Source organism: Paenibacillus sp. J22FR5 (assembly GCF_059691975.1).
The window spans coordinates 81,352-99,044 of sequence record NZ_JCAUAN010000022.1; the positions used below are offsets into that span (position 1 = coordinate 81,352).

Sequence of the window (17,693 nt, forward strand, 5' to 3'; positions counted from 1 at the left end):
ACCTCCCCCTTTCTATGTAGGAGGATACCGATATGAATATTCAAGCGCTGCTGAATGAGCAAAGCATTTTAATCCCATTACAAGCAACAAGCAAAGAAGAATGTATGCAATCCATGATCGACGGACTTGTCGCGGCTGGCTGCATTACGGATAAGGCAGCATACCTGGAGGCAGTTTTGAAGCGGGAAGAGACCGGCTCGACTGGTATAGGCTTTGGTGTCGCTATTCCTCACGGGAAGTCAAGCGGAGTCAGCAAGCCGGGAGTTGCTTTTGCCAAGTTGACTGGGCCGCTGGATTGGAAATCACTGGATGACCAACCTGTGAGCATCGTCTTCATGATCGCTGTACCGGAAGCCGCCGCAGGCAATGAGCATCTGCAAATTTTGATCGCGCTCTCCCGTAAGCTGATTCATGAGGAGTTTCGTGAAAGCTTGCTACAAGTGACCGAAGCGCAGCAGTTAATAACAATCTTGGAAACCATTTAAGAGGAGATGTGCAAGTCATGCTTACAAAAGAACTTACGATCCGGAACGATTCCGGCTTTCATATTCGCCCTGCCCAACTGTTTACAGAAAAAGCTGCATCTTTTCAATCGACCGTAAAGCTTGAATATAAAAATGAACCTAATATCGCGATCATAGACGGGAAAAGTATTCTCGGTCTTATGACACTTGGGTTGGAAAAGGGCTCTGCCATTACCCTGACAACAGAAGGACCGGATGAACAAGCGGCTTTGGATGCTTTGGCTGAATTGGTGGAAAGTGGCTTTGGAGAAGCATAAGAGCTGCTTATAGTTGCTTGAGGGATAGGAGGAAGGAACAAGTATGACGGAGAGAGTACTGCAAGGACTAGGGGTATCCGCCGGCATTCGCACAGGTAAAGCATTCGTTTACGCTCCAGTGCGACTAACGGACATAGAGAAAAAGAAAACGCAAGATACCGCCGCTGAGGTTGAACGGCTTCGGGAAGCTAAGGCTGCTTGCCAGGCAGAACTGCAAGTTCTGATTGAGAAGGCGCAGCGTACACTTGGGGAAGAAAAGGCTGTGATTCTAAAAGGGCAGATCAGCTTTTTGCAAGATCCAACCTTTTATCCACCCATGGAGAACTTAATTGTGGGTGAGCAGTGGACAGCGGAAAGCGCGATTCATCAAGTGGTCACGCAGATTGCTGCTCTGTTCGAAAGCATGAAGAATGAATATATGCGGGAACGTGCGGCAGATGTTCGCGATGTAGGAAACAGGATGTTCGCTCAGCTATGTGAACGCAAAGGAACACAGCTGTCCGATATCGCTGAGCCTGTCATTCTCGTAGCAGACGATCTGACACCTTCCGATACGGTTCAGTTGGACAAAAATTTGGTGCTCGGGTTTGTCACTCGTATAGGCGGCAAGACTTCCCACACCGCTATTTTGGCCAATTCTTTAGGAATCGCAGCGATCCTGGGATTGGGGGATGGGATTGATCAGATTCAGCAAGGAGATGAGCTTCTTATTGATGGCTCGACCGGAGACTGTATCTTACACCCATCGGCGCCAACCAAAGAATCCTACCATGCTCTCATGCTGCGTGATGAAACCGAGAAGGCCGATCTGCTGGCCTATGTGGAACGGGACGCTGTCACGAAGGACGGCTTTCGTGTGGAACTGGCTGCAAACATCGGTACGGTGGAAGAATCGGCAAGCCTGCTGAGCCAAGGGGCTGAAGCTGTAGGACTGTACCGTACTGAGTTTTTATTTATGGGGCAATCTCAGATGCCGGACGAGGAAACCCAATATAAAGCTTACCGGGCAGTAACAGAAGCAATGAAGGGACGTCCTGTTATTATTCGTACACTCGATATTGGTGGCGATAAGGAGCTTCCATATCTGGATTTGCCGAAGGAGATGAATCCTTTTCTTGGCTACCGAGCCATTCGACTTTGTCTGGATCGCAAGGATCTGCTTATTACCCAGCTTCGTGCAATTTTGCGAGCGGGGGTTCACGGTCATGTGAAAATCATGTTTCCGATGATTTCGGGCATGGAAGAATGGCGTCAGGCGAAAGAAATCTATGAGCAGGTGCGTGAACAGCTAAGCCAAGAAGGAATCTCTTATGCGGATTCTGTTGATTTGGGGATTATGATTGAAATTCCGTCAGCAGCATTGCTCGCTTCTAGATTTGCTAAGGAAGTAGACTTCTTCAGCATCGGGACGAACGACCTTGTGCAGTACACAGTTGCTGTCGATCGTATGAATGAGAAGGTAGCTTATTTATACGATTACTTTCATCCTGCCGTCATTCGTCTGATCAAGACAGTCATTGATGCTTCTGGCGATGCGGGCAAATGGACCGGCATGTGCGGCAGCATGGCCGGAGATCCCCTTGCCGCACCGCTTTTGCTCGGCTTAGGTCTGCATGAATGGAGCATGGCTGCTTCATCGCTTTCCAAGGTGAAGAAAGTGATTACGGATTTGAACCGCAGCGATTGCGCGGCTTTAGCAGAAAGGATTTTGGAGATGGACACGGCGGCCGAGGTTAGAGAGGCATTGCTGGCGTTCAAGCCATAAAAAAGGGGCTGTCCCAAAAGGTCAATTGATCTGGACCCTCTGTCAAGGACACTTGAAAAAGAGTTGTTTATGTCTAGGAGGCCAATAATAGATGATTCCTGTATTGCATATTGCACAGGGGTCATCTTTTTGGTTGTGGTGCAAAGCTCTAATTCATGATAACGTAATTGATAATGAAGTCATGGGATGGAGCAACTTGCTTTGGAAACGAAATTGGATTTAATTAAATTCAGCCCCATACCGTCCTTCGTGTGTTTGAGGATTTGAATTAGTGCCCAGTAAGCAATATTGAACGAAAGAAAGTGAATGTAATGGTACAGGGGTTAATTTCCAACTTTTCTATACTCGCCGCATGTATTTTTATTTTGACACAGTTTTCAAAAAAGAGTCTGATAACCTCTCGGCACGATAGCAAAACTAAATTCATCATAGGCCTTGTATTCGGACTTGTAGCTATATTTCAGATGTTTTTTGGCATTCACGTTTCTTCGACGGTTTTCGTTGATTTACGTTCCCTTGCAATCGTTAGTGCTTCCATGGTGGGAGGATTGTATTCTTCCGTATTGGTAAGTTTGATGATTTCGTTCGGCCGTATATTTCTATTCGGAGGATTTACAACTGCTGCCATCATGAGTTCAATTTCAGCTGTAGCAACAGGAGTTGGTTGTGGTGCCATCGCTTTTTATGTAAGGGATTCACGTAAAAAGTGGGGTTACGCCTTGGTGTACGCAGCCCTTTTGCCTGCGATTGTAAATTATTTCTTGCTAGGAGCCAAAAGCCTATCAGTTACACCAATTTTTCTCGCCATTTTTTTGCCAGGTGGAGTCTTCATTGCTTATTTCATTCATTATTTGGATAAATCAAAATCCCTTTTCTTAAAGTACGAATCGGAAGTAACTAAAGATTATTTGACCGGGCTGTTAAACTATCGATCTTTTGATTCGGTTTTTAACCATAAACTTCAACAAGCGGAGCATAAACAAGGAGCTCTATCGGTCTTATTGGTGGATATTGATTTTTTTAAGAAGATTAATGATACGTATGGCCATAAAACAGGAGACGAAGTATTAAAACAGTTTGCAGCTATTCTTATGGACTCGACAGGGTATTATTCCGATTTCGTATTCAGGGTAGGCGGCGAAGAATTTGCCGTTATAATGGAAAATTGTCCCTTGACACAGGCACTTAAGGTTGCAGAACAGCTGTGTAAAGATGTACGTGATCGCAATTTTCATGTATCCGATTCTCAAAGTATCCAAATCACTGCTTCTATAGGTGTGGCAACATATCCTGAGGTTGCAAAGGAAAACTTGTTGGAGTATGCCGACAACGCTTTATATGGTGCGAAGAAAACAGGGAGAAACAAGGTTGTTGCAGTGGAGATGTAGAATACTGGGCCCGGTTGGTCGAATCTTTAGTAGTTCTTTATTATTAGCGAGATCGTTCGTTCAAATAAATTTACAATCCGCTTACGGCATCTCAAGGGTTTCCTTCAACTAATGGAACTATATCTATGAGCTTCAACCTACGCATGATCGGCAGGTTGCGGAGCAGGCGAAGCGGGTAGTACGGTTTCGGGATGGAAGATTGGTGCATTAAATTGTGATGGAGAAACTAATAACTGATTTTAGCCTTACGATAACTCGTAGGGCCTTTTGATGTACAACGATGCGAAATAAAGTTATTTAATCGTCAATAAAATCGTGCAATGAAAATTACTTATGTAAACAATACTATTTGCAGGTAGAGGGGAGATGAGCGTTTAGATTCGAAAAGGAGGTTAAACGCAAGTAACATTGAATGGGTACGGCAAATAGAATTTATGCATCTCCACTTCTCTTCAAGTGGAATAGGAGGTTCTTGTGAGCATGCTCACAATTTATTTCTGTATTGAAGCGGTGTAGTTCCGACAACTTTCTTGAACAACTGGACGAAATAAGACGCGTTCGAAAAACCTATGCGGATACCGATTTCTTCTACAGGCAAAGTTGTCGTCTCCAGCAACCGACAGCCTTCTTTAATGCGCCTTGCTGTTAAATAATCCGTAATACTGCTTCCCGTTTCCTGATGAAAGATTCTAGAGACATAGTTTTTGGATAAATGTGTTTCTTCTGCTAGACGTTCCAAGCTGACTTCCTCCTGATAATGGTCTTCGATCCAGCGCATGATAGCCTCGGAATACCGAAGCGTCCTTCGTTCCATCACTTGGGACACCTGCTCGTTCTTGAAGGGCTCTGCTCTGCTAAGACAACTCAGAATTTGAAGCAGCAGCATCGTCGTTTCTTCGGAGTATTCCGTTTTGCCTTTGCCTCTTGCTTGTTCGTACAATTCGTAAATCCATTCCATGATTTCAACCTGGGCGTACAAATCATAAGCATGATTTTTGTCCTTGCCTTGCCATAATGCAGCGAACAAAGTATGCCGATTTGGAAAGGCCCGAAGCTGCTTCTCAACCAAGAGCGGGTCTACATAGAAAATGGATCGTATATAAGGATGCTCCAGGGATACGTCTGCGTGTACTTGATGCAACTGATAGGGGTGAAAGAAAAAAAACATGCCTCGGCGAATGTCGTACGTCTGCTGATTCACAACGACAGTTCCTTGCCCTTCGTGAACAAAAAAAATTTCGCAGCACTGATGCCAGTGATAATATCCTTTGAAATCATGGTCGTTGCGTATTTTATAGTCCCAAACCAACGAGTTTGGTTCAAAATAAACGGGTTCGAACAGCCGGTTCATAGTTCCTCCAAAGTGGATAAGATTCAAACATTTCCTCATATCTCATTATAACTTTTTCGATGGAAGAAGGGATATAATCTATAAAAATATCGTTTGATAATTATGAAATAATTGACTCGGATTTGGGTGAAACACAGAAAAGAGGGTTTTTGATGAAAAAAATAGCAAATGGCATTTGGAGAATTCGTTTCGGAAAGCCCGAATCACACACTCCAGTCAATCTACGTGAAACGGAAGTGAAAACGGAAGAACTTGGGAAGCTCGATTGCCAAGGAGTTCCGCCCTTCCCGCTTAGTGACATCGTGATTAGGCAATCGGCAAGAGGAATTTATCTTGAACTTCCTCTGAAAGCCGAGGAGCATATTTATGGTTTTGGGCTGCAACTGCACCGTGTGGATCATACAGGCAGGAAGAAAGTAATTCGCGTCAACAGCGATCCCGTGGCTGATACAGGAGACAGTCATGCGCCTGTACCGTTTTATGTAACGACCGCAGGATATGGCGTCTTCGTTGACACATCGCGCTACGCAACTTTCTACTGCGGGACTAATTTGCGTAAAGGAGCTTCGGAGAACAAGAAATTTGAACAGAAGGAAATCGGGACCTCTGAAATAGAATTGTACGGCTACCAGACTACGGAGGGAGATCGATCGGTTGTTGTCGATATTCCATCAGCGGAAGGCATTGATGTGTATTTGTTTGAAGGTCCGGACATGGTGACCGCTGTGCAGCGGTACAATCTGTTTTCCGGGGGAGGCGTTCTTCCTCCTATGTGGGGACTCGGGATGTGGTACCGGGCTTATAGTGCAGCCAAACGTGAGGATGTCTTGCGGCTCGCCAAGTGCTTCCGTGACGATGGGATGCCGGTCGATGTGTTTGGCTTTGAGCCCGGTTGGCAAACGAAGGCTTATTCTTGCTCATTTGTATGGGATGATAACCGTTTCCCGGACCATGAAGGCATGCTAGATGAATTGTATGATATGAGTTACCGGGTCAACCTCTGGGAGCACCTTTTTGTGCATCCGACTTCCCCGATGTACGAAGAATTGATCCCTTATTCCGGTGATTATGAGGTTTGGGAAGGTCTTGTCCCCGATCTATTCGTAAAGGAAGCCAGAGACATCTTCGCTAAGCATCATTTGAAGGAGTTTGTTGAAAAAGGGATAGCCGGATTTAAATTAGATGAATGTGACAGCTCCGACTTTGTGCATTCAAATTGGTCCTTTCCGGATATAGCGACATTCCCATCAGGGATGGACGGGGAGCAGATGCACAACCAACTGGGAACGCTGTATCAATCCGCCATACAGGCTCCTTTCGAAGCGACTGATCGAAGGACTCTTTCTCAAGTCCGATCCTCCGGAGCTCTTGCTTCGCCGTTTCCTTTTGTACTTTACAGCGATCTGTACAATCACGAGGTGTTTATACGCGGTGTCGTAAACAGCGGATTCTCTGGACTTTTATGGTCGCCCGAAGTCCGTCAAGCGGATTCCCCCGAGGATTTGATTCGAAGGATTCAAACGGCCGTCTTCTCGCCAATGGCCTTGCTCAACTGCTGGAGAATTCCGAATCCGCCATGGATGCAAGTGGAACGCGACAAAAACATACGTGGTGAATTCCTCGATAATTACGAGGATATTCGAGACACTTGCCGAACGCTGTTCGAAATACGTATGTCATTGATCCCTTATCTGTACACAAGCTATGCGAAATATAGCATGGAAGGGTTGCCGCCATTTCGGGCTCTTGTTATGGATTACCCGGATGACCCTAACACGTACGGAATCGAAGATGCCTACATGATGGGTGATTCCATCCTTGTAGCACCAATCGTAACAGGCACAGCAGAGCGCAGCGTGTATCTCCCGAAAGGCCGCTGGCGGTGTTTCTGGACAAATGAGGCTTACGAAGGCGGAGAAGCATACAACTTTGCGCCGAGCTTGGAACGTATTCCGGTATTTGTGAAGGATGGTACGCTTCTGCCGCTAGCCAAGCCTTTGCTGTATGTTTCCGAAGATGTCACTTTCGACATCACCGTTAGAGCTTATGGAGACAAACCTTTAGATTGCTTCCTTTATGAGGATGACGGATCGACTTTTCAATACCGTGAAGGCAACTTTAATTGGGTGAAGCTGACTTGGAACGAAGGTGTTGATGTTGAACGCATAGGCAACTATACGGGCAAACGATATCACATAACCGGCTGGGAATCCGTTTAAGTTGAAGAACAAAACGAAATATATTTAAAAAGAAAACGCAGGAGGAACAAAATGACGATATCAGAAGCAAAGTTGAAAATTACGAATCCCGTGTTGACCGGCTTTAACCCAGACCCATGGATGCTGCGTGTCGGGGATGACTATTATATTGCGACATCGACGTTCGAGTGGTTTCCGGGGGTTGCGATCTATCATTCGCGAGATATGGTCAATTGGCAGCTGCTGACCCATCCGCTATCAAAGGCCGGTCAACTTGATCTTCTCGGAGTGCCGAGCTCCGGCGGTATTTGGGCGCCGAATCTGACTTACGATAACGGTACGTTCTATCTGCTGTATACGAATGTAGTGGGACGCAAAGGCGTGTTTAAAGACTTGCACAATTACTTGATTACAGCTGAAAATATCATGGGTCCATGGTCAGAGCCGATCTATCTGAACGCCAAAGGATTCGATCCTGCTTTTTTCCACGATGACGATGGACGCAAATGGCTGATGCAGATGCGCTGGGATTTTCGGACAGCCCGTCCGCGCTTTAGCGGGATTTTGATGCAGGAATACGATCATGCCGAGGGCAGGCTGGTTGGAGAGGAGTCGGTCATTTATCGAGGAACCGAAATTGGCGTCACCGAGGGGCCTAGTATGTTCAAGAAGGACGGCTACTATTATTTGATTACAGCAGAAGGTGGTACTGGATGCAACCACGCAGTTACCGTCGCCCGTTCCCGCAGTATCGAAGGACCGTACGAAACAGCTCCGGACAATCCGATGATGACGACGGCATATGATCGTGAACATCCGCTGCAAAATGCAGGCCATGCGGCCTTTGTAGAGATACAGAACGGAGAATGGTATATCTCCCATCTGGCAATACGCGTACTGCCTGATGGAAGACGTTTGAACCCGCTTGGACGCGAAACGAACATCCAACGGATCGTTTGGACGGAGGATGGGTGGCCCCGCCTTAAAAACGGCACCCGGCTTCCTTCGCTTGAAGTCGCAGCTCCAGGGCTGGAGCCGCATCCATTCACCCCTGTATCGGAGAAGGACGATTTCGATGCTCCTCAGCTGAATATTCATTTCAGTACGCTGCGAACGCCGGCTGATGAAAGCTGGCTCTCTTTGCAGAAGCGTCCGGGCTATCTTCGCTTGCGCGGCAGGGAGTCTCTGAATTCCTGGCACAAACAAAGTATGGTGGCGCGTCGTGTGCAGCACTTTGAGTGCGAAGCGGAAACATGTGTTGAGTTTAATCCGCAGTCTTTCTTCCATATGGCCGGTCTCGTTTGCTACTATGACGAACTGGATTATTATTATCTGCGCATCAGTCATGATGAACGCTTGGGCAAACATATTGGCGTCGCCAAAAGTGTCGGGGGTAAATACGAAGAGCTTCTAGAAAGCGTCGTAATTGCCGATGGCTGGGAACGCTGCTATTTGCGAGTGACGATTGAGCATGGGGTGCTTCAGTTTGCCGTCAGCGGAGACGGAAGCAGTTGGTCGAACATCGGGCCTGCGCTTGATTTCGGCGTTCTTTCCGACGAATACGCTGGAAAGCTGGGCTTTACAGGCGCAATGGTCGGCATATGCGCACAGGATATGAGCGGTGGCGGACATCATGCCGATTTCGATTATTTTACTTACCGTGAACGGATATGACCGAAAGGAATAGGATAAACATGGACAATCTTCAAGTTCATTCAGGACGTCTCGACATCGGCGGAAAAGAGCTGTATTACGAAGTCTCCGGATCAGGACCGGCTGTCGTCCTGATTCACGCACATTCCGTAGATCGGAGAATGTGGGATACCCAATTTGCAAGTTTGGCTTTCCGCTATCAGGTCATTCGCTATGACTTAAGAGGCTATGGCTTTTCGGATATGCCTCAAGAGGGTGAAGATTATTTGCATGCCGAGGACCTGTACAAGCTGATGAATCATCTGGGCGTTAAGCAAGCACATATCGTTGGTTTATCCTTGGGGGCCTTTGTAGCGCTGGATTTTCAGCATCTGTATCCGGAGCATACGATGACTGTTTCTGTTGCAGGCGGAGCCATCTATACGGATGAGGAGGAGTCGGACAAAGAACCGCAGCAGGACGCCGATTCCGCCCAAGAGACCCCATCGACAGGACTGGACCGTCGCGATCCGGCTATCCAGGCGAAGGTAGACGAGTGGTTCGCTAATTTGATGGAAGGCTGCGGAGCATACAAGGAAGAAATCCGTGAGCAGCTGTGGAGCATGGTCTGCGACTGGTCAGCGTGGACACTAAGGCATCAAGAACCCAAGTGCCTGATCGGTCCGGCTCTTACTCGCGGCCTTCGCGAACGAAGCAGCGGAACGCCCATACTTGTCATCATCGGAGGCGACGACTGGGAGGGCAGCATCCGTTCATCGGAAAAGCTGCTCGCTCTGGTGCCATCCGCTCGTAGAATGGATATCACAGATGCAGGTCATTTTTCCAATATGGAGCGGCCGGAAGTTTTTACGAAAGGGCTGGAGCTCTTTTTTGAAGAACAGGAACAGTGAGAATGAGAAGATAGTCTACAATGAAAAGAAAGAGTGATAACCTGTGCATGCGATTAAATTGGAACCATTGAACCGTCTGGAGCAGTTTGGGCAACCCCCAGTCATAGATTCATCATTTGCAGAGGAAGCCATTGGTTTTATCCTTAAGCAAATCGATCGTAACCTGGAAGCATTCACACATCAATTTCCGGCGCCTGCAAGCGTTAATCTGATTTATCCGGGCATTGACAATGTAGAGTGGACTTCTAGCTTCTGGACGGGTATGCTATGGCTTGCTTACGAGTATACAGGGGATGAAAAATACCGCCTTGTCGCGGAAAGCCAACTTCAAGGCTACAAGGAACGCGTAGAGAAACGAATCGAAACAAATACGCATGATATTGGTTTTCTGTATTCCCTTTCTTGTGTCGCTGCTTACAAGCTAACCGGCAATGAAGAAGCTAAGCAGACAGCTTTGCTCGCAGCGGATTTATTAATGGAACGCTACTTTGATAAAGCAGGCATCGTGCAGGCTTGGGGAGAACTCAGCGACCCCGAACAACAAGGCAGAATGATCATCGACTGCAACTTAAATCTGCCACTTTTGTATTGGGCGACTGAAGTGTCAGGCGAACCCAGGTACGCTGAAGCAGCGAGAAGTCATGTCAAGCAGGCAGCCGCCTTTATTATCAGAGACGATGCATCGACGTACCATACTTTTTATATGGATGTGAAAACCGGATTGCCGAGATTCGGAAGAACGCATCAAGGCTATGCCGACGATACATGCTGGTCGCGTGGTCAAGCCTGGGGAATCAGTGGCTTCCCGCTCAGCTATTTATATACGGGTGATACAGAACTGCTCGACTTGACCAAGAAGCTGTCGAATTATTTTCTTAACCGTCTGCCGGACGATCTTGTCTGTTACTGGGATTTGATCTTCTTGGAAGGCAATGAACAGGAGCGGGATAGCTCGGCGGCTGCGATTGCCGCATGCGGTCTGCTCGAGCTCTCCAAACAATTACCAATTCTAGACCCGTTGAAAAACGTCTACGAGAATGCGGCGCTGCACATCCTGAAATCACTTTACGAAAACTACTCAGCCAAGAATTACCCAGAGTCAAATGGCGTGTTGATCCACGCGGTGTATAATAAGCCACGCGGAATGGGCATCAACGAGTGCAACATTTGGGGAGATTATTTCTATTTTGAAGCATTAATTCGCATTGTGAAAGATTGGAAGCCTTACTGGTAATCAAGCTGATTATCTTTAAACCGAACAACTGAGGGATGATTGGAACAACAAAAAGGGGCGACGAATGTTTAAATTCGGTCTGCCCCTTTTTTGATCATATGCAGCGTTTCAATTCCTTGTATCCATTGTTTTGCTGTTAAGACTTGTAGAATTGCCGCATGTACGTTTGAAGTCATGTTCGGATCGAAGGTGATAATCCCAAACGATGTCTTGATGATCAAAGATAACAGGTTCGAATAGCCGGTTTATAAGACTACCTCCTATATGACAAAATATGAACATTTATTGATAATGTTTCATAACTTTTACGTGGAATGGTGATCTATAATGGATAAAAAACAGATGGAGGTATTCATAATGAGTACAACATATTGGCAAGACATCATGGCAAGACTCGATAGAAAAATTACGCGCACGATTGATCAAATGGGTACGAAATGTCCGCATTTCGCAGGGGAAGAGGGCAAGTTTGACGACATTGGCTCCGATTGGTGGACGACTGGCTTCTGGCCGGGCATCCTGTGGATCATGAATGATATGACTGGCAAGGATTACTATAAAGAGGCTGCCTGGCAGTGGGATGGCCTTCTGGAAGAGTGGTTCATTAAACCAACGGAGGAGCTTCATCATGACGTAGGATTTCAATTTCTGCCAACAGCTGTTATCAAAAATACGTTAACAGGGGATGCGGATGGATTCCGCAGAGGGATTGAAGCAGCGAATTTTCTAGCAGCACGTTATAATCCTGTTGGGCGATATATTCGAGCCTGGAATAATGGACCTGACGGTAAACCAGTACCTGGCTGGGTCATTATCGATTGCATGCTGAACATCTCGCTTCTGTTCTGGGCTAGCAACGTGACTGGCGATCCTAGGTATAAACATATGGCGATTCGTCATGCCGAGACGACGATGGCGTATGGCATCCGGGAGGATGGATCGACGAAGCACATCCTTTCGTTCGACGCCGAGACTGGCGCTTATATCGAAAACTTTGGCGGCCAAGGCTTGTCTCCGGAATCATCGTGGAGCCGTGGTACGGCCTGGGGATTATACGGTTTTGTGAATACGTATCGTCACACGGGGGATGAGCGGTTTCTTCATACAGCGAAGAGGATCGCGCATTACTTCATTGCTGCGCTGCCTGAGGATCATGTCCCGTATTGGGATTTCCGCTTAGAATCGGAAAAGGGCATGTCGAGGGACACCTCAGCAGCGGCGATTGCATCTTCAGCCTTACTTGATCTTGCAGATTTCGTGCCGCCAGGAGAAAAGAGGTTGTACGCCGGTGCAGCAGAGCGGATCTTGCGTTCGCTGACTGAGAACTATGCGACTTGGGATCAGCCGGAGCACGAAGCCATTCTGCTGCATGCTACTGGCAGCGGCACTTCGTTTATTGATGTCTCGCTCATTTATGGCGATTATTATTATGTGGAAGCGATATCGAAGATTAATGGATGGAAGCACCGTATCTTTTGATAGATGTGTTGGAAGAGAGGAAAGCAATATGAAATGGACAACGGATGAATTTCTGAAGCGATTGTACGAGGAAACGAAGAATGAGCGACTTAAGCTGCGGTCAGGAAAGAAGCTTACCAGAGTAGATCGGCAGGAACTATGCGGCCGATTAAGGCAAGCGCTGGGAAGCTTTCCCGGAACGGTAACACCACTTCAGCCAATTGTGCTGGAGACGAAGGATTACGGCGACTATTATCTTGAGCACATCCAATATACAACCATGGAATCCGTAGATGTCCCTGTAATGGTCTTGGTACCGAAAGATGGAAAAGGCTCATGGCCTGCGGTTCTGGCTTGCCATGGACATGGAAATGGTCAACGAGACGCTGTTGGTCTGGCTCCGAACGGTAGCGTGTTGGACGAACCCGGAATCCATAACCGTTTTGCTGTGGAACTGGTGAAGAGGGGGCTGCTTGTGGTCATTCCGGAAATCATGGGTTTCGGCGTGCGTCGGATGGCGGAAGAGATCCAAGCGAATCCGAACTACAGCTCCTGCGGCACACTGTCGTCCCAATTGTTGATGTTCGGTAGAACATTGGCTGGCATGCGGGTTTACGAAGCTATCCGGGCGCTGGATTACATACAATCTCGAGATGATGTCATAGCTAGCCGAATCGGGATTTTCGGTTTTTCCGGAGGAGGTCTGATCAGCGCATTTACGGCAGGACTTGATGACCGTATTAAGGCCACTGTACTTGCCGGTTGGACGAATACATTTCGGGGAAGTATTCTTGCCATGCATCACTGCATCGACAATTACTTGCCCGGTATCCTGCTCGATGCCGAACAACCGGAGCTCATCGGCTTAATAGCCCCTCGTAATTTATTTGTAGAATCAGGCGAGAACGATCCAATCTTTCCGGTAGAGAATGTACGCGAGGCTGTTGCGGAGCTTAAGGAGATTTATAATGGCATGAATGCACTGGATTGTTTCCAAACGGATCTTTTTCCGGGTAGTCACGAAATATCGGGACGTAAGTCCTTTGATTGGCTTGCGGAGTGCTTGCGATCATAAGGAAATTCGTTGGCGATTATAACACTATTGAACTCCCAAATGCTTAATTAGTTTTCGCAGCGCTTCAGGCGTGTGCGGGATAGTGCTTCCCATTTTAACTTACGATTCCAAAAAAATTCGGAGCTGTCTCACGTTCATCATAACTTACAAAAAAAGCACCTAAGACTCATAAAAAAGAGCATATGTCCGTTATTCTCTTTGTGCTAGTCTTTTAATAGCATATTACTGAGAAAGATGGTGGACGATTTGGAAAATCAGCCAGCGAGAATTGACCTTAAGGAATGGGAAATTGTACAGGACGGTTATCCGAATAGAAGAGAGATGAATGAGGAGGCAATCTTTATTGCTCCGGGGGACAACGTTACGTTTCAATTTCCTGACGTACAAGAATCGAATAACTGGTATTTGCGTGGCTTCGAGGAGAAAAACGATTTCAGCGCAGATTTGAGAGATTGGCACAGCCTTGCGTTGGAAGTGGAGCTGCCAGTCGACGGTTGGCTTGAGCTGAAGGCTGAGGCCGGATTGTTGATCAATAAAAGCCCTATGCCGGAACAGGTGGAATTTACCACTGCACAATGTCTGATAGCTGGACAAGGCAGACATTCCATCATCATCCCTTTGAATCAGTTTGACGATAAGAAGTCATTGTCGGGAAAGTGGAAATTTGTTCGGAGCATCCGTATTTCCGGTGAATGGAAGAGCGGGGGCTCGAACGAACCTTTTCAGTTGCAGCGAATGGAACTGAAACGCAGGCAGGCCATTCATTTCTGCGCCCCGGTTCGTTCTAAAGCCGTGCCTGCGGGGGAAACAGGCCAATATGAAGCGACGGTTCAAAATTGTACGAACCACAAACAATACGTAAGTTTTGTTTGCGAGAAATACGGATGGGAAACGATGTCCGTCAAACTGGACCCACCCTTTATCCTATTGGAACCTTGGGAGTCCAGGAGGCTCTGCATCAGCGTGGATGTCCCGGAAAAGGTCGCTCCCGGCGGACATGAAAGACAAAAAATTACGGCGATTCCCAACGGGCAAGGGGATGCCGCCGATGTTCTGGAGTTGTTTACCCTTCGATCACTGTCCCATCCCTATGTGAAAATGATCGACTCGCAATGGGAAGAAGTGCGTAAGAAGGTACAAAGTCATGAATGGGCCGGTGAGCTCCTGGACATGTATGAACAACGGGCTGACAAGTGGATCGTGCCCGAACTCCATGATGGTCTTTATTTGTTTGAGACCCATCACTCACATGAAGCCGAGAATGCGGTCATCGTCTGGAAGGTGACGGGCAGACGGGATTTGGCGGAGAAAGCGGCGATGTTTCTTCGCCGGCTCGTCGATCCGGCGAAGGGTTATCCGGCAACGCGGAGAGCCAGCCATCAGGAATTGGTTCACGAAGGCGAATTGTTCAAGCATGCTGCGGTTGTCTATGATTTGCTCTACGATTCAGGATTACTGTCCGAGGAAGACCATACTCATGTGGAACAAACCTTCCGCCTGTTTATCGAGTTGATTGATTGGGCGCTCTGCAAAGGGGGAATATCCAACTGGACATTGGCTGAAATGATCGGTGCACTGTATTGCAGCCAGTCGATTCAGGATTATGAACGGATGACTCGTTTTCTTTACGGGACCGGCGGCTTCTTTGATCATCTGTCCAAAGGCACTCTGGACGACGGCTGGTGGTATGAATGCTCGGTCGGCTACAACCTGATGGCCGCTGGCTTGTTCTCTGAGATATCGCAGAGTTGTCGGCCTTGGGGCATTAATCTAGCCGACGTATGGGTACCGGCCCATTATTACGACCAGGTGACTCCCGGTGAGAAGCCGGACATTGACGGCCTTAGCGTCGATATCTGGGGGCCAAGCCGCAGGAACTACCGTTCGATCACCCAGCTCTGGGACAGCTTGCTGCCTTTCGCGGACTATCGTGGCGTACTCTTCGGCATTAATGACTCCGCCGAATCCAAGCTTCCAGGCATTTCACCAAGAGGCTATATGGATGCCCGTTTCGATCTCGCTTATTACCTCTACGGTCGACCCGAATATGCCGATATTCTTCTGACTTGCGGTCTTGCGGATCGGGATCTGCTGTACGCCGTTCCAGCCCTGAAACCAAGCGAATCCAAGCCGTTTCTGTCCTCGGCTTATGCGGACAATTCCGGCATAGCCGTCCTTCGCTCGCAAACCGAAGGCAGAGCTCCCCGCGAACAGATTCAAGCCGTTGTGAAATACGGCTCTCACGGCGGGGCTCACGGCCATTACGACAGGGTCAGCTTGTTATCCATCATGCGTTATGGAAAAAGCTTTTACAACCCGGAGAGCATCTGGTACAACTATCATACGTTTATGTACAAGTTTTACGTGCAAAATTCCATTACCCACAATATGGTCGTCGTGGATCAGAAGCTTCAGGACCCGACGGAAGGGCGAAGGCTTTTGTTTCATAGCGGCGGGTTATTCCAAGCTTGCGCTGTGGAGAACAAAGCCCGCTGGTCCTATCCCCCCTACGGAGGTTGGCGGGTTAACGGAGATAAGACGTTTGAGGAACGGACTTGGAATGAGGGCAGATATGTGCCCATTCCTGAAGAAATTCCGGAATACTCGAAACGAACAGACTTCACGGAACCGGTCCTGCAGCGCAGACTGACCGTTGTTACTGACGATTATGTGGTTTTGTTTGATTATTTATGCGGTGAAGATGAGCATACCTATGACTATTTGTTTCACTGCAAAGGATTGGTCGGACTGGAAGCGGATCGCAAGCGGCACAAGCAACATACGGAGCAGTTCAGCGCCGATCCGCTGGGGAGCGCCCAATTCATTACCGACTGCGATTGGTACGACACGTCCGGAACCGTTATAGCCGAGTTCGAGATGGGCTTCGGACCGGGCTTCGACAATAGAGGAAACCGGACGGAGCACAACGAGGACGGCCCTCTAAACATGAATCATTATACGGTATGGCCGCCTGAGGTGGAGATGATCGTCGGCACGGACCCCGAATACTTCCATGTGCAAAAACAGCTTCATTATGAGGTGGTGGGCGACGGGCAAACGCTTACCCAAGGGAAGTTCGGAGCGTGGATTTTGGGAAGGGACGATCTGGACATTTCCGTGGAGGGAATAGCGATGTTGGAGCTTCGGGTTCGAACGGATGAAGCATACGGCGAGCATGGCTTTTTGAATAAGACGACTGAAAAGACGATTTTTTGGGGTGATCCTTATGTCGTGACGGAGAACGGCGAAATCCGGTATTTATCGGATTTGCCTATACGCTTTCACAATACCGATCAAGGAAACGGGGCTGGCGTCGATTACTTGGGAGGTCCCGTTAAGCTTATGGGCAAACAGTATGACTTGGCAGTACCGGCTAATCCTGCGGATTTGGGCCGAGAAGGCGTCATTACCGTAGAGTTGTCAGGCTTAAACGCGGTGCGCTTCGTCGCGTCCATCGGGGGAGATTTTCCCTTGGGCGATGAGACGTACCGGCGCAAAATGTTATGCGCTCGCGCTGTCGGTAAAAGCGCGAGTTTCATATCTGTTATCGAAACCTATGAGAAAACAGCCATGATTACAAAAGCTGCGGCAGCATCCGCTGATGAACTTCGTGTAGAACTGTCGGATGGCAGAGTTCAGATCATTAAAGTGACCGATCTAGACAAGGATGGAGACGGATTGTCCGTACTTGTCCAAGAGGTTGGCGCGGACGGGGTGACAATCCGTCAGGAAACCGCATGCGGACAGCATGCAATACCCGTTTAAGCAAACGGACAGAGGCCATCATCGGACCAAACGGTCTGGAGGTGGTCTTTTGTGCGATTTAGTTGAAATAGCAAGATTATTCACTTTCTGCACAGAAACTTAATCTGTTATAATCATAGAGAATGCCTTTTTGCA

At 47.9% G+C, this 17,693-nt stretch carries 13 protein-coding genes; 11 read left to right on the top strand and 2 right to left on the bottom strand.

Annotation, left to right across the window (positions count from 1 at the left end):
- Window positions 1-32: 32 nt before the first annotated feature.
- From AC58P7_RS23600 to AC58P7_RS23615, 4 genes are all read left to right on the top strand, one after another.
- The gene (locus AC58P7_RS23600; RefSeq protein ID WP_497347239.1) at window positions 33-485 is read left to right on the top strand and encodes a PTS sugar transporter subunit IIA; all 453 of its coding nucleotides are present in this window, start codon (window positions 33-35) and stop codon (window positions 483-485) included.
- Between the two features lie 17 nt (window positions 486-502).
- Window positions 503-781, top strand: coding sequence for an HPr family phosphocarrier protein (locus AC58P7_RS23605; protein ID WP_497347241.1), 279 nt, complete (start codon window positions 503-505; stop codon window positions 779-781).
- Window positions 782-824: 43 nt separating this feature from the next.
- Window positions 825-2,546: a phosphoenolpyruvate--protein phosphotransferase gene (ptsP, locus tag AC58P7_RS23610; protein ID WP_497347243.1), complete on the top strand. Its 1,722-nt coding sequence runs from the start codon at window positions 825-827 to the stop codon at window positions 2,544-2,546.
- A gap of 311 nt (window positions 2,547-2,857) precedes the next feature.
- A complete protein-coding gene (locus AC58P7_RS23615) occupies window positions 2,858-3,934 on the top strand; it encodes a diguanylate cyclase (protein ID WP_497347295.1) in 1,077 nt (358 codons plus the stop codon).
- Window positions 3,935-4,418: 484 nt separating this feature from the next.
- Here AC58P7_RS23615 and AC58P7_RS23620 read toward each other — a convergent pair whose 3' ends face one another.
- Complete coding sequence (locus tag AC58P7_RS23620) at window positions 4,419-5,285, bottom strand: helix-turn-helix domain-containing protein (RefSeq protein WP_497347245.1); 867 nt, start codon at window positions 5,283-5,285, stop codon at window positions 4,419-4,421.
- A gap of 152 nt (window positions 5,286-5,437) precedes the next feature.
- Between AC58P7_RS23620 and AC58P7_RS23625 the strand changes: the two genes are divergently transcribed.
- From AC58P7_RS23625 to AC58P7_RS23640, 4 genes are read left to right on the top strand one after another with little or no spacing between them, the layout of a single operon-like run.
- Entirely contained in the window at window positions 5,438-7,504 is a 2,067-nt protein-coding gene (locus AC58P7_RS23625; protein ID WP_497347246.1) for a glycoside hydrolase family 31 protein, read from the top strand.
- Window positions 7,505-7,555: 51 nt separating this feature from the next.
- The gene (locus AC58P7_RS23630; RefSeq protein ID WP_497347248.1) at window positions 7,556-9,157 is read left to right on the top strand and encodes a glycoside hydrolase family 43 protein; all 1,602 of its coding nucleotides are present in this window, start codon (window positions 7,556-7,558) and stop codon (window positions 9,155-9,157) included.
- A 20-nt stretch (window positions 9,158-9,177) separates the two neighbouring features.
- Window positions 9,178-10,026 (top strand): alpha/beta fold hydrolase, encoded by an 849-nt coding sequence (locus AC58P7_RS23635; protein ID WP_497347250.1) that lies wholly within the window; start codon window positions 9,178-9,180, stop codon window positions 10,024-10,026.
- 43 nt (window positions 10,027-10,069) lie between these two features.
- Complete coding sequence (locus tag AC58P7_RS23640) at window positions 10,070-11,260, top strand: glycoside hydrolase family 88 protein (RefSeq protein ID WP_497347252.1); 1,191 nt, start codon at window positions 10,070-10,072, stop codon at window positions 11,258-11,260.
- A 68-nt stretch (window positions 11,261-11,328) separates the two neighbouring features.
- Here AC58P7_RS23640 and AC58P7_RS23645 read toward each other — a convergent pair whose 3' ends face one another.
- On the bottom strand, window positions 11,329-11,481 hold the full coding sequence (locus AC58P7_RS23645; protein WP_497347254.1) for a hypothetical protein: 153 nt from the start codon (window positions 11,479-11,481) through the stop codon (window positions 11,329-11,331).
- 136 nt (window positions 11,482-11,617) lie between these two features.
- Between AC58P7_RS23645 and AC58P7_RS23650 the strand changes: the two genes are divergently transcribed.
- The 3 genes from AC58P7_RS23650 to AC58P7_RS23660 all read left to right on the top strand — a co-directional run bounded on the left by AC58P7_RS23650 (window position 11,618) and on the right by AC58P7_RS23660 (window position 17,558).
- Window positions 11,618-12,739: a glycoside hydrolase family 88 protein gene (locus AC58P7_RS23650; protein ID WP_497347256.1), complete on the top strand. Its 1,122-nt coding sequence runs from the start codon at window positions 11,618-11,620 to the stop codon at window positions 12,737-12,739.
- 28 nt (window positions 12,740-12,767) lie between these two features.
- Window positions 12,768-13,793: a dienelactone hydrolase family protein gene (locus tag AC58P7_RS23655; RefSeq protein ID WP_497347258.1), complete on the top strand. Its 1,026-nt coding sequence runs from the start codon at window positions 12,768-12,770 to the stop codon at window positions 13,791-13,793.
- A gap of 246 nt (window positions 13,794-14,039) precedes the next feature.
- Window positions 14,040-17,558 (top strand): hypothetical protein, encoded by a 3,519-nt coding sequence (locus AC58P7_RS23660; protein ID WP_497347260.1) that lies wholly within the window; start codon window positions 14,040-14,042, stop codon window positions 17,556-17,558.
- The last annotated feature ends 135 nt before the right edge of the window (window positions 17,559-17,693 follow it).

Excerpts from the sequence above, each read along its gene's own strand:
- AC58P7_RS23620 (WP_497347245.1), bottom strand. The coding sequence starts at position 5,285 with ATGAACCGGCTGTTCGAACCCGTTTATTTTGAACCAAACTCGTTGGTT.
- AC58P7_RS23605 (WP_497347241.1), top strand. The coding sequence starts at position 503 with ATGCTTACAAAAGAACTTACGATCCGGAACGATTCCGGCTTTCATATT.
- AC58P7_RS23655 (WP_497347258.1), top strand. The coding sequence starts at position 12,768 with ATGAAATGGACAACGGATGAATTTCTGAAGCGATTGTACGAGGAAACG.
- AC58P7_RS23630 (WP_497347248.1), top strand. The coding sequence starts at position 7,556 with ATGACGATATCAGAAGCAAAGTTGAAAATTACGAATCCCGTGTTGACC.
- AC58P7_RS23600 (WP_497347239.1), top strand. The coding sequence starts at position 33 with ATGAATATTCAAGCGCTGCTGAATGAGCAAAGCATTTTAATCCCATTA.
- AC58P7_RS23615 (WP_497347295.1), top strand. The coding sequence starts at position 2,858 with ATGGTACAGGGGTTAATTTCCAACTTTTCTATACTCGCCGCATGTATT.
- AC58P7_RS23650 (WP_497347256.1), top strand. The coding sequence starts at position 11,618 with ATGAGTACAACATATTGGCAAGACATCATGGCAAGACTCGATAGAAAA.
- AC58P7_RS23635 (WP_497347250.1), top strand. The coding sequence starts at position 9,178 with ATGGACAATCTTCAAGTTCATTCAGGACGTCTCGACATCGGCGGAAAA.
- AC58P7_RS23625 (WP_497347246.1), top strand. The coding sequence starts at position 5,438 with ATGAAAAAAATAGCAAATGGCATTTGGAGAATTCGTTTCGGAAAGCCC.
- ptsP (WP_497347243.1), top strand. The coding sequence starts at position 825 with ATGACGGAGAGAGTACTGCAAGGACTAGGGGTATCCGCCGGCATTCGC.